This is a genomic window from Comamonas sp. (genome assembly GCF_036643215.1).
Taxonomy (GTDB): Bacteria; Pseudomonadota; Gammaproteobacteria; order Burkholderiales; family Burkholderiaceae_C; genus Comamonas.
The window spans coordinates 69,209-84,273 of record NZ_JAVXSJ010000009.1 but is presented as its reverse complement, the minus strand read 5'-3'; the positions used below and the strand labels follow the sequence as shown (position 1 = coordinate 84,273).

Below are 15,065 nucleotides of genomic sequence, written 5' to 3'. Positions count from 1 at the left end.
GATTCCTTCCAGAAGGCATGAGGGCAATGCACCGGCACCGGCAGGGCGCCATGGCAGTTTGTAAGGGCGCCGCACAGCGAAGCCGCGCAGCAAGGCCGACAGCGTAGCATGGCATTTTTTGGTTCTTTACAGAATCGCGTGGATACCGTCACAAGTGTGGCGAACTTCCCCCAGTGAAGCCCCATGAACACCTGCGCAGCAGAAGTACCGGCTAACTCCGCGCCACTGGCGTCATCACGCAGATCTGGTCGGCCATGGTTTCGGCCTCCTGCGCGTTGTGCGTGACCAGAATGGCGGTCTGGCCTGCGGCACGCAGAATATCGCGCACCTCCAGCGTCAGGCGCTCGCGCGTGGCGGCATCCAGATTGGAAAACGGCTCGTCCAGCAGCAGCAAGGCGGGGGAGGGAGCCAGCGCCCTCGCCAGCGCAATGCGTTGCTGCTGACCGCCAGACAACTCATGCGGAAACTTGGCCCCGGCATCGCCCAGCCCCACCACGGCTAGCAGCTCATTCACACGCTTTTCGCGCTCGGCCTTGCTGCTGTGGCGCAGGCCAAAACCCACGTTCTGCACGGCGCTCAGGTGAGGGAACAGGCCGTACTCCTGAAACATCATGCCCACATGGCGCTGCTCGGGCGGGAGATGGGTTCTGGGGCCGGAGAGCAGCCGCTCGCCCAGATGAATGCTGCCCGCACGCACTGGTTCAAACCCCGCAATGGCGCGCAGAACCGATGTCTTGCCGCAGCCCGAAGGGCCAAGCAGGCTGGCGATATGGCCCGCAGGCACCTGCAGGTCAAAGCCCTGCAGCACGGTGTGCAGACCCTTGGGTGCTTCATAGCCCAGATGCAGCTGTGCAATATGTAGTGAGGCGGTCATGCTGTTACTTCAATTTCAATAGCTGCTTGCGCAATTTAGATAAGCGCTTGAGGCCAGTTTCATGCAGATTCATCGCTGCAAACTCATCGCTGTACATTCGACAGTTGCGAGCGCGCCAGCAGCATGACGGGGATCAGCCCCGCCACCACGATGCACAGCGCAGCAATCGCGCCTTCCTCATAGGTGCCGCGTGCCGCCTCGGCATAGAGCCAGGTGGCCAGGGTGTCAAAGTCCGCCGGGCGCAGCAGCAGTGTGGCGGGCAGCTCTTTCATGGCATCGACAAACACCAGCATGGCGCTGGTGGCCATGGCCGGGCGCAGCAGCGGCAGGTGTACACGGCGCAGTGTGGCCAGCCGCCCTTCGCCCAGCAGGCGCGAGGCCTGCTCCAGCGTGGGCGGTATGCGGGCCAGACCGGCCTCAATGCCGCCTACGGGCATGACCAGAAAGCGAATCACGCAGGCCACCACCAGCACCACGCCCAGCCCCATCAATGGCAGGCCTTCAGCGCCAAACAGACTGGCAAGCCCTGCATCCAGCGCCAGCGCGGGGGTCAGCAGGCCAATGGCCAGCACGGTGCCCGGCACGGCATAGCCCAGAGCCGCCACCTGCGCCGGCCAGCGCGATGGCGCCCGTGTACTGATGCCGGTGCGTGTGGACCAGGCCACCACTAGGCCAGCGGCCACGGCAATCACGGTCACGCCCGCCGCCAGCCCCAGCGTGTTGAGCAGGCTTGACACCAGACCATCAGAAATACCGGTGCCCTGCGCAAAGCGCTTGCCACTTTCCCAAGCCAGATAGGCGGCAGGCGCCACAAAGCCAATCAGCACGGGCACGCTGCAGACCAGCGTAGCCAGCCATGCGCTGTGGCCGGGCAGGCGATGCGATTCAATGCCGCGCATGCGCTGGGCAGAGCCAAAGCGCTGGCGGCTGCGGCCTTTGCGCTCCAGCCAGACCAGCGCCACCACGGCCAGCAGCATGGAGCAGGCAATCTGCGCCGCACCGGCCAGATCTGAGCGCGTAATCCAGGTCGTATAGACCGAGACGGTGAGCGTGTGCACGCCCAGAAATTCAGACGCGCCAATGTCGTTCAGCGTCTCCAGCAGCGCCAGACTCAGGCCCACGGCCAGCGCAGGCCGTGCCATGGGCAGGGCTACGCGCCAGAAAGCGCCCCAGCGCGTTTCACCCAGCGAACGCGCGGCTTCCATCAAGTGCGCAGGCTGGGTCATGAACATGGCCCGCGCCGTCATATACCCATAGGGGTAGAGCGTGAAACCCAACACAAAGATCGCACCCCCCATGGAGCGCAGATCAGGCAACCGCCATTGGCGCGGGCTGTCATACCCCAGCACCCAGCGCAACGCGCCCTGCACCGGGCCAATGGGGTGCAACAAATCAAGATAAGAAAACGCAACGATATACGCAGGCATGGCCAGCGGCAGCAGCAGCGCCCAGTGCAGCCAGCGCCGCCCCGGAAAATCATAGGCCGTCACCAGCCAGGCGCAGCCCGTGCCCACCAGAAGTACCAGCAGGCCCACTCCCGTCAGCAGCAAGGCCGTGTTGATCGCGGCATCGGGCAGCACATAGCGCAGCAGGTTCTGCCAGTGCGCAAAATCTGCCCCCAGCGCCAGCCACGCCAGGGAAGCAATGGGCGCAAACACCCCCAGCGCAATCAACCAGCTTGCGCCCTGCCACACCGGCCCGACGGGCCTCAGCCCTGAACGAATAAAAGAAAACATCAAGACAAAAAGATCACGCCAAGACCAAAGCCCAGAAACAGATATGCCCCAACGAAGGGGCTCAAACAAGGAGCGCAATGCTAAAACAAGCATGCTCCAAAGCAAGAGACAGCCAGCAAGGGCCGCCCCGCAGCGAGGCTGTCGTCCCCCTCCCGCAAAGCGAGAGAGGGGGAAGGCGCAAAGCGCCTCAGGGGGTGATTACTTATCGAAGCCTACCTTGTCGACCAGCAAGCTAGCCGCCTTGCGGTGCTTGGCAATCTCAGCCAGTGGCAGCGGGTCGATCTTGATCTCGCCAATGTTCTGGGCCACGACGGGGTCCAGCGCCACGCCCTTGCGCACGGGGTGCTCGTAATTGGCCTGTGCGTACATGTTCTGCGCCGGTTCGGACACCAGGAACTCCAGCAGCTTCACCGCATTGGCGCGGTTAGGCGCGTGCTTGGCTACCGATGCACCGCTGATATTGATGTGCGTGCCGCTCTTGGGGTCGTTGAAAGTAGGCTTGATGACCTTGATGGAATCGCCCCACTTGCGTGCGTCCGTACCTTCCTTCGCCGCCTTCATATGGCCAACGTAGTAGGTGTTGCCCAAACCCACATCACAGATGCCGCCCAGAATGTCACGGGCAATGTCGCGATCGCCACCTGTGGCCTTGCGTGCCAGATTGGCCTTCACACCCTTGAGCCACTGCTCGGTCTGGGCTTCGCCGTCATGGGCAATCATGGCCGCAATCAGCGCCGTGCTGTAGGGGTGCTGACCGGCGCGCGAGCAGACCTTGCCCTTGAACTGAGGCTTGGCCAGGTCTTCATAGCGGAAGTTACCGATCTTCATGTCCTTATCGGCATACAGCACGCGGGCACGCATGGACAGCGCAAACCACTGGTTGCCCGCATCGCGCAACTGGGCGGGAATGGCCGACTCCAGCGCAGCCGACTTGACGGGCTGGGTCACGCCGCCGTCAACCAGATCCAGCAGATTGCCAATATCCACCGTCATCAGCACATCGGCGGGCGAACGCTCGCCCTCGGCCTTGACGCGCTCCAGCAGGCCATCTTTGATGAAAACGGTCTTCACGCCCACCTTGGTCTGGGCTGTGTAGGCAGCCAGCAACGGCTGAATCAGCGCGGGCTCGCGCGTGGTGTAGAGCGTGATGTCCTCAGCGTGAGCGGACAGCGCAGGGGCGCACAGGCTGGCAACGGCGGCCAGTGCAAACAGGGGACGTCGAAACATGGAAGGCTCCAGAGGGTGAAAGCAGCAGACACAAAAAAACACGCTCCGCGTCAGAACCCCAAAGCCTCCTGCCAGCTAAGTGCAAGAGGGCTATGAACCAGTACCGAAAGCGGAGCGTGTTTTTATGCTTTTGAGAATCGCTCGCATCCATCTTAACCGAATGGAGGGGCTCAGCCTTGGCACTCAACCCGGATGGCTGATGCGGTAATGCGAACCAGTCCATATACGCGCTGTCGCCCAAGCGCCAGCAGGTCGCAGGCATGACAGCGCCGCCAGCGGCCAAGGCCCAACATCCGCCCCATGGGAACCCTCTACCTTGTGCGCCACGGCCAGGCCTCGTTTGGCGCGGATGATTACGACCAGCTCAGCGAGCGAGGCCAGGCCCAAGCGCTGCGCCTTGGCGAGTACTGGCGTGAACGAGGTCTGACGTTTGACGCCGTCTATGCCGGCACGCTCAAGCGCCACCAGCAGACGCTGGCCGGCATTGTGCAAGGGCTGGGCGGCGCCATGCCGGCGACTCAGAGCAGACCCGGCCTCAATGAATACAACAGCGAAGCCCTGCTGCGCGCCATTCACCCCGCGCCGCTGCCCAAGCCCGATACGCCCGAGCTGTACCGCCATCACTTTCGCCTGCTGTGCGACGCACTGGCGCAGTGGATGGGCGGCACCATCAGCCCCGAAAGCATGCCGGACTGGAACGGCTTTTCAGACGGCGTGCATCAGGTGCTGGAAGAAATACGCCACGAGCACAGCGGCCAGAACGTGCTGCTGGTCAGCAGCGGCGGCCCCATCTCTACGGCAGTCGGTCAGGTGCTGGGCACATCGCCCGAGGTGACGATTGCCCTGAATATGCGGCTGCGCAATATTGCAGTGACGGAGTTCACCATCAGCCCCAAGCGACTGATGCTGCAAACCTTCAACACGCTCAATCATTTGGACACCCCAGAGCATCGCAGCTGGATTACCAGCGCTTAACCTCCTGAGCCGCGCTGCCCTCTTTTCAGCTCCTCTGAGCCAGCTCGCATTCCATTGCGGCATAGCAGGCAGAACAGCTTGTGCCTGCCTGACGGCAGGTTTCAGCGGCACACTGTGTCCATTCAGTTTCAGACAGAAGGACAAGCATGAAACGCCGCAGTTTTACCCAATCCCTCATCAGCGCCGCAGCGGGGGTTGCCTTGCTGACCGGGTTTGCCGCCAGCGCCCAGGCCGAAGGCCTCTCCAACCGCCCCATTCGCATCGTCGTGCCCTTTGGCGCAGGCGGTGTGGCCGATGTGACGGCTCGCGTGGTCGCGCAGCAGCTCTCTACCCAGCTGGGCCAGCCCGTGGTGATTGACAACAAGCCCAGCGCGGGCGGCATTGTGGCGGCGGATACCGTGGCCAAGTCAGCGCCAGACGGCCACACCCTGTTCCTCATGTCCAACGGCAGCGCCGTCACGGTCAATCTGTTCAACAGCTTGCCGTTCGACATGGTCAAGGACTTTACGCCCGTTTCCACACTGGGCTACTTTGACATTGGCGTGATTACGGATGCCAAGTCGCCCTTCAAAAACCTTGGCGAGCTGGTGAGCTACGCCAAGGCCAACCCCGGCAAGCTGAACCTGGGCAGCATCAATGTGGGCAGCACCCAGAACCTGGCTGCCGAGCTGTTCAAAACCACCGCCGGTATTGACGCGCAGATCGTGCCCTTCAACGGCACACCTGCGGTGGTGACCGCCCTGCGCGGCAAACAGGTGGATGCGGCGGTGGAAATTCTCACGCCCATCATGGGACAGATCAACTCCAAGGCCGTGAATCTGCTGGTGGTGACGGGCGAGAAGCGATCGCCCCTGCTGCCCGCTGTGCCTACGGCGCAAGAATCTGGCGTCAAAGGCTTTGTGGCTTCTTCATGGAATGCGCTGGCAGCGCCATCCAAGACCCCAGCCGCCGTGATTGCGCGCCTGAACAAAGAAATCACAGCGGCGGTGAACAGCCCCGAAGTGACTAAAAAGCTGCGCGAGCTGAATGTGCAGGCGCAGGCCAGCACGCCCGAGCAGACCGCCAAACTGCTGCAATCCGAAATCAAACGCTGGGGCGATGTCATCATGACCGCTCGTATCCCTAAACAGTAACTATGCTTTCAGGAGCAGCTAGCGCCTGATTACATGGAGTTTCAATACAAAACAGCCTGCAAATGCAGGCTGTTTGTGCGCAAGGCGCTCATTGATTAAATGGGCTGCGGCTTGTTTTCAACCGTGCTCAAGGGCAGATCGTGAATCTCGCCCAACAACTTCACCAAACCCTCTGCCGATGACTGCACCATGGCCGCGCCGCGCTCTACCGTGGCTGCGATAGCGTTGCCTGCGGCACCGGCGGGGTTGTAATCCTCCATCGCCCAGCCCAGCTTGGCGCTGCGGCCATTGCCGATAAAGTGATATTTGCCGGCCCGCACTTCAGAGGTGGAAGCAAAGTTCTGCGCCCTCTCCATGTGCACGGTCTCGGGCGCGAGGTGCAGCATCATCGATGTTTCCACCTCGCCGCCATGAACGCCAAAACGGTTCTCATGCGCGCAGAACTGCTGGTTGGCGGCATCGTCCACCAGCCCGAACCAGCTGGCGCTGTAGACCAGCAGGCCGTGCTTGATGCGCAGCTCTCGTGCCACCACGTCCATCACGCTGACCTGCCCGCCATGGCCGTTGAGCAGCAGCAATTTTCTGACCCCGGCGCGTGCCACGCAAGCGCCCAGCTCCGTCCACAGCGCAATCAGCGTGGCGGGCTGCAGCGTCAAAGTGCCTGCGTAATTGGTGTGTTCGACGGAAAAACCGATGTTCTGCGGCGGCAAAAACAGCACGGGCAAGTCTGCAGACAACAGCGGCAGTGCATGGGCAATCACGCCATCAATCAGGCTGGCATCCACCGACAGCGGCAGGTGCGGGCCATGCTGCTCCACCGCGCCCACGGGCAGCACGGCTACGGTGTCTGCGGCCAGCCCGTTGGTCTGTGCCTGGGCAAAGTCGTAGGCAGATGCCTGCGCCCAGAAGCGTGAAGGCCATCGTGCAGAAGAAGACGGGATATTGCTCATACCCCGCATCGTAGCTGCGCCAGCAGCTCACCGCGAGGTCAGCGCTCGGGCTGCAGTCCGGCAAGCACGGCGGGGCGACCTCCTTCACAATCATCCGATGCCTGAAGCCACAACCAGCGCGCAGCGCCAGAACACATCCACAGACACATCCCGGGCAGCGGCCAGGCCGCAAACCCGTGATTTGACCCAGGGCCCCATTGCCAGCACCTTGCTGGTCTTTGCCCTGCCCATACTCGCTGGCAATGTGCTGCAGTCGCTCAATGGCTCGGTCAACGCCATCTGGGTCGGCGGCCATCTGGGCGAAGCCGCCCTGACGGCCACCGCCAATGCCAACAATGTGATGTTCGCGCTGATCGGTGCGGTGTTCGGCATCAGCATGGCGACCAATATCCTGATCGCCCAGAGCATGGGAGCCCACAACATCGGCCAGGCCAAGCGCGTGCTGGGCACCAGCGCCACGTTTTTCGGGGTGGTTTCACTGCTGATCGCCTTGTTGGGCTGGCCGCTATCGCGCCATCTCATGCAGTGGATGAGCACGCCCGAGGCCGCCCTGCCGCTGGCCGAGTCCTATCTGCAGGTCATTTTTCTGGCGATTCCCCTGCTGTTCATGTTCAGCTTTGTGACGGCCGCCTTGCGCGGCGCGGGGGACACCAAAACACCGTTCTGGTTTCTGCTCATCGTCGTGGTGCTGGACATGGCGCTCAACCCCCTGCTGATCTTTGGCTGGGGGCCCGTACCGCGCATGGGCATTCAGGGCTCGGCAGTGGCCACGCTGATTGCCAACGGGGTGAGCTTTTTTGCCCTGCTGGGCTGGCTGCGCTTTCGCCATCACCCGCTGTGGATAGGCCGCAGGCAGCTGGGCCTGTTCAAGCCCGATCTGACGATCGTGCGCACCCTGGTCGTCAAGGGCCTGCCCATGGGCGTGCAGATCGTGATGATCTCGCTGGCCATGATCGCCATGATTTCCATGGTCAACGAGCATGGCGTGCAGACGGCCTCGGCCTACAGCGCCGCGCTGCAGCTGTGGACTTATGTGCAAATGCCGGCCATGGCCATTGGCGCAGCCTGCTCATCCATGGCCGCGCAGAACGTGGGGGCGGGCCTGTGGAAGCGCGTGGATGCCACGGCCCGCGCAGGCATGCTGACCAACATTCTGCTGACGGGCGGACTTATCGCCCTCATCGTGCTGCTGGATCGCTATGTGTTGGGCTGGTTTCTGCCCACCGGCAGCCCATCGCTGGAGGTGGCGCGCCACCTCAACCACATTGCGATTGGTTCCTTCCTGTTCTTTGGCGTGACTTTTGTGCTGTCTGGCGTGGTGCGTGCCACGGGTGCAGTGCTGGCCCCCATGCTCATTCTGGGCATCGCCATGTGGGGCATTCGCGTGCCAGCAGCCCGATTTCTGCAGCCCGTGCTGGGTGTGGACGCCCTATGGTGGAGCTTCCCCATCAGCTCGGCCGCTTCGGTCGTCATGATTCTGGCCTACTACCGCTGGGGCAACTGGCGCAAGGCCGAGATGCTGCCCCGTACGGCAATGGCGACCACGGCACCCCCAACAACTCAGCCAGATGAAACCCATGCCGTGAACTGCGATGCGCTACTGGCGCAGTCCCCCGCCAGCGACAGCGTGGCCATTCCTGCAGAAGTCGCTGGCCAGCCGCCCGGGCCGGTAGCCAATCAAGCGAAGTCTTAAAGCGGCTAATGCAACTCAGTAAACCGCAGGTTTACGGTTGAAACGAGGCACGATGCCGCAGGCAGTACAGAAGCACGACAAGGCGAAGCAACGCCGTATCAAGGGTTGCGTTAGCAGCTCTTAATCTGCTCATACAGCCTTCACCTTGGCGGCGCATACTGCCTGACTGGAACCAAATAGCGCAACCCAGCTCCAAACACAGGTCATGCCGTCTCTTCCAATCCTCCGCCGCCTCAATCTCAGCCCTAGACTCAGTCCGTTTGCACTGTGGTTCTTTGCATTGATTTTGATAGCTGTCAGCGCTTTACCCATAAGCGCCAGAGCACAAATCAATCTGGGTTTATCCAGCAGCAAAACCAGCACCTCGGCCGCCGTGGTGCAGACGCCGCGCGTGCGCGCCGAAATAGTGGCGCAAGCGCCCGATGGCATTGCCGCAGGCCAGACCTTCTGGCTGGGCCTAAAGCTGGCGCATGAGCCCGACTGGCACACCTACTGGAAGAACGCCGGTGACTCCGGCTTGCCGACCGAGCTGCAGTGGCAACTGCCCGCCGGCCTGAGCGCTGGAGCCATTGACTGGCCCACGCCCCACGCCCTGCGCGTAGGCCCGCTGGTCAATTACGGCTACGAAAACACCGTGCTGCTGCCCATTCCGGTCAAGGTTGCCAGCGACTTCAAGGCGCCTGAATCCGGCATGATGGAGGTACGCCTGTCCGCCAGCTGGCTGATCTGCCGCGTGGAATGCATTCCCGAAAGCGGCGAGTTCGCGCTGCAGATTCCCGTGGGCGGCACCACCGCTACCCATAGCGAAGACTTCTTCAAGGCGCAGGCCCAAAAACCTGTAGCGCTGAGCGATAACGGCAAGGCCAGCATTCAAGCCGATGCCAATGCCTCCAAGGGCACGGTGCTGGACGACCGCATCAGCCTGCGCGTCACAGGCCTGCCAGCCGCCATTCAGGGCAAGGCGCTGCAGTTCTACCCCGAAAATGCCGAAACCTTCAGGCACGCCGCCGAGTCCGGCAAGGATTGGCAGCAGCGCTGGAATGGCAATGTGTGGGTGGCAGAGGGTATGCCGCTGTCTGACATGCGTAGCGAAACGCCCAAGCAATTGGCCATCGTCATCGCGCTAGCCGGCAAGGACCGCGCCGCTGCTATGGACAAGGGCGAGCCCATTGCCTGGCGCAGCACGCTGGATGTAGCAGGGCAATGGACGCCTGCCACGCTGGCCAGCGTCTCCCCCGCTCTGGCCGCAGCGCTTGAAGCCAACAAAAATGCGGCTACTGCACCGGTCGCCACCAGCAGCGCCAGCAACACAGGTATCTGGGCCGCACTGCTGGGCGGCTTGATTGGCGGGCTGATTCTCAACCTCATGCCCTGCGTGTTTCCCGTGCTGGCCATCAAGGTGCTGGGCTTTGCAGGCCACGGCCAGAATCGCCGTGCTCAAAAAATAAGCGGTCTGGCCTATACCGCTGGTGTGGTGCTGTCATTTGTGGCGCTGGGCGCGCTGCTGCTGGGTCTGCGCGCTGCGGGCCAGCAGCTGGGCTGGGGCTTTCAGCTGCAGTCGCCCATCGTCGTGTCTCTGCTGGCGACGCTGTTCACCGTGCTGGGGCTGAATCTGGCGGGGCTTTTTGAGTTCGGCAGCTTGCTACCCAGCCATATCGCCATTGCGCAGGCGCGCAACCCGGTGCTGGACTCTTTCCTCTCTGGCGTGCTGGCTGTGGCCATTGCATCACCCTGCACGGCCCCGTTCATGGGTGCCTCTCTGGGTTTTGCGATTGATATGCCCGCCGCACAGGCGCTGACGGTGTTTGCCGCCCTGGGCGTTGGCATGGCTTTGCCTTACCTGCTTGCCAGCTTTGTGCCCGCCGTCGTCAGCTGGCTGCCCCGCCCCGGCGCGTGGATGGAGACCTTCCGCCGCGCCATGGCCTTCCCCATGTTTGCGACCGTGGTCTGGCTGGTGTGGGTGCTGGGCCACCAAAGCGGCATGGACGCAGCAGCCGCCCTGCTGGCCCTGCTGCTGGTACTGGCCGCGCTGATCTGGGCACTGGGGCTGAGCGGCAAAAGCCGTCTGGCACTCAGCGCCATCGCCCTGCTGCTGGTGGCCGGCGTGGGCTATTACGCGGCCCCGCTGATCACCGCGCCGCAGGCCGAGCCGGTACAGGCGCAAAGCGGCGAAGGCGAACTATGGCAGCCGTGGACGGCTGACAAGGTTCAGTCTCTGCAAGCGGCCAGCCAGCCCGTGTTTGTGGACTTCACCGCCGCATGGTGCGTGACCTGCCAGGTCAACAAGCGCACCACGCTCAGCCATGCGGATGTACTGGCCGCTTTTGAGCAGCACAAGGTGCAGCTGCTGCGCGCCGACTGGACGCGGCAGGACCCAGCCATTACCCAGGCTCTGCATGCACTGGGCCGCAGCGGCGTACCGGTCTATGTGCTGTATGTGCCGGGCAAGCCGCCCGTGGTGATGAGCGAGCTTCTGTCTAAGAGCGAGGTACTGCACGCACTGCAAAAAATCTAGCTATCCGGCCTTCTCAGGCCTGCGCCAGCTCCTCGTGCAGGCAGAGATAATTGCCTTCCGTGTCCTTGAACCAGGCGGCCTTCTCGGACCCCAGCACACAGACATGATTGACGGTCTTGAAATCCGGGAAGTCGTAATCCTCGAAGACCACACCCCGGCTTTTCAGCGCCTCAATACTCGCAGCGATATCGGGCACCTGGAAGCTGATGACTGTGTGCTCGGCCTTGGTGCCGCCCGGCTTAGGGAACAGGGCCAGGGCACTGCCGCCAACCTGATAGACAAACTTCCCGTCGGGTCGCAGCGCCCCCGGCTCCAGCCCCAGACAATCTTCGTAAAAAGCGCGGGCGCGCACCATATCGATGACCGGCAGCATCGTCGTCACAGCGGAATGGCTCAGCATAAAAGCTCCTTTGCCCGGCGCTGCGGGATCATGGCCCTGAGTCGAGCAAGCCAAGCTTAGCCCCGGCTTTGCACAGGCGCCAGAGCCAGCCCGGCGAATGAACTGGGTGCAATCAACTTTACGACTGTGCACATCAGCCGCATGCTGCAGGCAGCATCAGACCTATGGCACAAACAGGGTAAACGTTCTAGACTGGAGCTGCCCACAAGCCAGGCTCAACTGCAGTTTCCAGCCTCTGCTAGCCATGCATGCTTTGTCCACTGCGGCCCGCCTGAACTGCACAGGAGGTCAGCCATGCATCTCAGTCTGCTCCATTCGTCCCCTCATCAACGGCAATGCCTGCTGCGTGCGCTGGCGCTGGCGAGTCTGGCCATTGCGGGCATCGCCTTGCCGTTTGTCTGGGACTTTCTTGCCGCCATCAACAGCATGCCCAAGATGCACTGGCTGCAGCAAATGCTTGAACAAATGCCTGCAACGAGCTGGCTAATGATGTTTGTCTGGGGCGCAGCCATTCCTCTGGTCTTGCTGCACAGCCTGCAGCAGACGCCTAGCCACAAGCTGCGCACCGTAGTGCTGATGCTGGTGCTGATGTGGATTGCCATCACCTGGTACGTACACATGCCCGCCAGCAACCAGTGCAGCACGCTGTACGACTCATGGGAGTGGGCCTGCTCCGTTCTGCAATGGGGCTTCAGCATGAGCCTGCTGCTGGCGATTGCGGCCTATGCCTTCCTGATGCTGGGACTGGTGATCAGCTCACTGGGCCAGCTGTCAGAAGGCATGGAGGATGAAAAAAGCCCTGCTGCCTGAAATCAACGGCGTCTGAACCAACAAGCCTGCGGTGACTTCCGCAGGCTTGTTTTGATTCAAAACCGCTCTCAGCTCTGGATTCGGCCAAACAGGCGGCGATAGCGCGATGGCAAATCCTGCATGCGCATCATGATGGGCAGGTCTGCCGTGTTGAAGTCGCAATCCCAGGCCGGAGCCCCCAGCACCTTGGCGCCAGCGCGCAGATAACCCTGAATCAGCGCAGGCGGCTCAACCTTCAACGCATCGGCCGACACATCGCTGATGTGCGCCAACTCTTCAGGCAGGGCCACACGCGGGCGAACCTGTAGCCCAGCCTCCGCCAGATGGGTCTGACGCAGTTGCTGCCAGATGCGCGCCGGGCCTTCACCATGGGCCAGACCCGGGTACTGCATGGGAATGCTGGCACAGCCCACCATGGCTTCGAGCTGGTTACGCTGCATGAACTCTGCCAGAGCGCCCCACAGCGCCAGAATCACGCCGCCCTGCCGGTGCTCTGCATGTACGCAGCTGCGGCCCAGTTCCACCATCTGGTCACGCCAGGCGTTGATGGGGGTCAGATCGAATTCCTGATCGCTGTACAGACCACCGGCACGACGGGCCTGTGCGGGCGTCAGCAGCCGGTAAGTGCCAATCACCTTGTTCTGCACTTCATCGCAGATCATCAGGTGCTCACAGAAGTCGTCGTAAAAATCGATGTCGTGGCCAGCCACAGGCGTCTGCAGCACAGCGCCCATTTCCTCGGCAAAGACCTGGTAGCGCAGGCGCTGGGCCTGTCTCACTTCATCCAGATGACGAGCCCAGCGCACCTGCAAGCGCAAAGCGGGCGCTGCAGCATGCGCGGGGCTGGGGAGAGAAGCAAGCGGCGATCTCGATGCCGAAGCCGATGCCTGGGATGTGGTAATCGCCTCAAGTATCTCGGGATGCCTCATGCCTGCTTACCTCTCAATGTTGGACGCAGTCGGCGGCCTGCCTGTGCCACACGGTATGTCTGCGTGCCCTCATTGTGAAAAGCGCAGATGAAGCCTCCATGGCAGTTGCATGACGTTTGCGTGACAGCCCCCCCCTGAAAGGCGCGAAGCCGCGGGCAGCTCAAAAGTACATCCTGGCGAAGCAACGACGTATCAATGCTTGTGTTCGCAGGTCTGAAAACGCTGCATCACCCAGAGGTGTGGATTGCTGCTCGGGAATGTGGTGAATAGAAAAGCCAGAGTGGGCGACAATCGAGTCATGAGCTTCGCCCCCCTGACCAATGACACCTTCCTGCGCGCATGCCGTCGCCAGGCTACTGACTACACGCCCCTGTGGCTGATGCGCCAGGCGGGACGTTACCTGCCTGAATACAAGGCCACCCGCGCCAAGGCCGGCAGCTTCATGGGCCTGGCCACCAATGTGGACTACGCCACTGAAGTGACGCTGCAGCCGCTGGAGCGCTTCCCGCTTGATGCCGCCATTCTGTTCAGCGACATCCTCACGGTGCCTGACGCCATGGGCCTGGGCCTGACGTTTGCCGAAGGCGAAGGTCCACGCTTTGCCAAGGTCGTACGCGACGAGGCCGCCGTGGCCGCGCTGGCCGTGCCCGACATGGACAAGCTGCGCTATGTGTTTGATGCCGTCACCAGCATCCGCAAGGCGCTGAACGGCCGCGTGCCACTGATCGGTTTCTCGGGCAGCCCCTGGACTCTGGCCTGCTACATGACCGAAGGCAAAGGCAGCGACGACTACCGCACCGTCAAGTCCATGATGTACTCGCGCCCCGACCTGATGCACCGCATTCTGGAAGTCAACGCCGACAGCGTGGCCCAGTACCTGAATGCCCAGATTGACGCAGGCGCTCAGGCCGTGATGATTTTTGACAGCTGGGGCGGCGTGCTGGCCGACGGCGCCTTCCAAGAGTTCAGCCTGACCTACACCAAGCGCGTGCTGGCCCAGCTCAAGCGCACCGGCGTTGATGGAACCGATGTGCCCCGCCTGGTCTTCACCAAGGGCGGCGGCATCTGGCTGGATGACATGAAGGATCTGGACTGCGAAGTGCTGGGTCTGGACTGGACTGCCAACTTGGGCAAGGCCCGCGCCATCGTCGGCGGCCAGGTCGGCGGCCCCGGCAAGGCGCTGCAAGGCAATATCGACCCCAACGTGCTGTTTGCCGCCCCCGAGCAAGTCGCTGCACAGGCCCGCGCTGTACTGGATAGCTTTGGCAAGCCCCACACAGACCGCAGCACCACCGGCCCCACCCACATCTTCAATCTGGGTCACGGCATCAGCCAGTTCACCCCGCCTGAGCATGTGGCCGCACTGGTCGAGGCGGTGCACAGCCACTCGCGCCTGCTGCGCACACAGGGCTAAACCCAACCAGCAACAAGTGCCTACGTGCACCGCGAAATGACACTTGTTGCTCACTTTCTGAGCTTTGGGTCCGGTTTTACCGGACTAACGGCTCAGTCAGCTAAAAGGTTATTGCGCGACAATCACTTGCTTTTAGCGTAACAGAATCAAAGCAAGCCTTTGATTTAAAAGAATTAAATTTCAGACCCTGAAAAATGAAGCGCCAATGAGATTTGGCGCTTTTTTATTTTTTCTTGTGGCTCTCACTTGATAGATAAAAGTTATCCACACGCATCGGGTAAAAAGCGGTACAGCCCCTTGTAAGGGCTTGGATTAGTGCTATTTATTAAGGAGTTGCAGACTTTGCGCAGGAGTTTGCACACATTTAGGTTTAGGGAGCTTCTCGGTTGACAGCAGCGCCAAGCCTGAT

The 15,065-nt window shown here is 61.9% G+C and carries 12 protein-coding genes; 6 read left to right on the top strand and 6 right to left on the bottom strand.

The features are described 5' to 3' along the window. Positions 1 to 211: 211 nt before the first annotated feature. The 3 genes from RSF91_RS08470 to RSF91_RS08460 form a co-directional block, all read right to left on the bottom strand. Positions 212 to 874: an ABC transporter ATP-binding protein gene (locus RSF91_RS08470; RefSeq protein WP_332568005.1), complete on the bottom strand. Its 663-nt coding sequence runs from the start codon at positions 872 to 874 to the stop codon at positions 212 to 214. Between the two features lie 83 nt (positions 875 to 957). Next, positions 958 to 2,610 carry an ABC transporter permease gene (locus tag RSF91_RS08465; protein WP_332568004.1) on the bottom strand — a complete coding sequence of 551 codons (1,653 nt, stop codon included), beginning with the start codon at positions 2,608 to 2,610 and terminating at the stop codon, positions 958 to 960. A 198-nt stretch (positions 2,611 to 2,808) separates the two neighbouring features. Continuing rightward, positions 2,809 to 3,837: an extracellular solute-binding protein gene (locus tag RSF91_RS08460; protein ID WP_332568003.1), complete on the bottom strand. Its 1,029-nt coding sequence runs from the start codon at positions 3,835 to 3,837 to the stop codon at positions 2,809 to 2,811. A gap of 300 nt (positions 3,838 to 4,137) precedes the next feature. On the opposite strand from RSF91_RS08460, the gene RSF91_RS08455 reads away from it, so the two are divergent. Beyond that, positions 4,138 to 4,812, top strand: coding sequence for a histidine phosphatase family protein (locus RSF91_RS08455; RefSeq protein ID WP_332568002.1), 675 nt, complete (start codon positions 4,138 to 4,140; stop codon positions 4,810 to 4,812). Between the two features lie 146 nt (positions 4,813 to 4,958). Next, the gene (locus RSF91_RS08450; protein ID WP_332568001.1) at positions 4,959 to 5,945 is read left to right on the top strand and encodes a Bug family tripartite tricarboxylate transporter substrate binding protein; all 987 of its coding nucleotides are present in this window, start codon (positions 4,959 to 4,961) and stop codon (positions 5,943 to 5,945) included. 95 nt (positions 5,946 to 6,040) lie between these two features. Here the strand turns inward: RSF91_RS08450 and RSF91_RS08445 are convergent, their stop codons facing one another. Then, on the bottom strand, positions 6,041 to 6,904 hold the full coding sequence (locus RSF91_RS08445) for a creatininase family protein (protein WP_332568000.1): 864 nt from the start codon (positions 6,902 to 6,904) through the stop codon (positions 6,041 to 6,043). 88 nt (positions 6,905 to 6,992) lie between these two features. Between RSF91_RS08445 and RSF91_RS08440 the strand changes: the two genes are divergently transcribed. After that, positions 6,993 to 8,588 carry an MATE family efflux transporter gene (locus RSF91_RS08440; protein WP_332567999.1) on the top strand — a complete coding sequence of 532 codons (1,596 nt, stop codon included), beginning with the start codon at positions 6,993 to 6,995 and terminating at the stop codon, positions 8,586 to 8,588. Between the two features lie 205 nt (positions 8,589 to 8,793). Beyond that, the gene (locus tag RSF91_RS08435) at positions 8,794 to 11,103 is read left to right on the top strand and encodes a protein-disulfide reductase DsbD family protein (RefSeq protein WP_332567998.1); all 2,310 of its coding nucleotides are present in this window, start codon (positions 8,794 to 8,796) and stop codon (positions 11,101 to 11,103) included. A gap of 13 nt (positions 11,104 to 11,116) precedes the next feature. On the opposite strand, the gene RSF91_RS08430 is transcribed toward RSF91_RS08435, so the two are convergent. Further along, positions 11,117 to 11,503 carry a VOC family protein gene (locus RSF91_RS08430; RefSeq protein WP_332567997.1) on the bottom strand — a complete coding sequence of 129 codons (387 nt, stop codon included), beginning with the start codon at positions 11,501 to 11,503 and terminating at the stop codon, positions 11,117 to 11,119. Between the two features lie 294 nt (positions 11,504 to 11,797). Here RSF91_RS08430 and RSF91_RS08425 point away from each other — a divergent pair, with 294 nt between their 5' ends. Next, a complete protein-coding gene (locus RSF91_RS08425; protein WP_332567996.1) occupies positions 11,798 to 12,313 on the top strand; it encodes a hypothetical protein in 516 nt (171 codons plus the stop codon). A gap of 68 nt (positions 12,314 to 12,381) precedes the next feature. Here the strand turns inward: RSF91_RS08425 and RSF91_RS08420 are convergent, their stop codons facing one another. Continuing rightward, positions 12,382 to 13,242: a GNAT family N-acetyltransferase gene (locus tag RSF91_RS08420; protein WP_332567995.1), complete on the bottom strand. Its 861-nt coding sequence runs from the start codon at positions 13,240 to 13,242 to the stop codon at positions 12,382 to 12,384. A 298-nt stretch (positions 13,243 to 13,540) separates the two neighbouring features. Here RSF91_RS08420 and hemE point away from each other — a divergent pair, with 298 nt between their 5' ends. Then, positions 13,541 to 14,656 (top strand): uroporphyrinogen decarboxylase, encoded by a 1,116-nt coding sequence (gene hemE, locus RSF91_RS08415; RefSeq protein ID WP_099739968.1) that lies wholly within the window; start codon positions 13,541 to 13,543, stop codon positions 14,654 to 14,656. Positions 14,657 to 15,065: the final 409 nt, after the last annotated feature.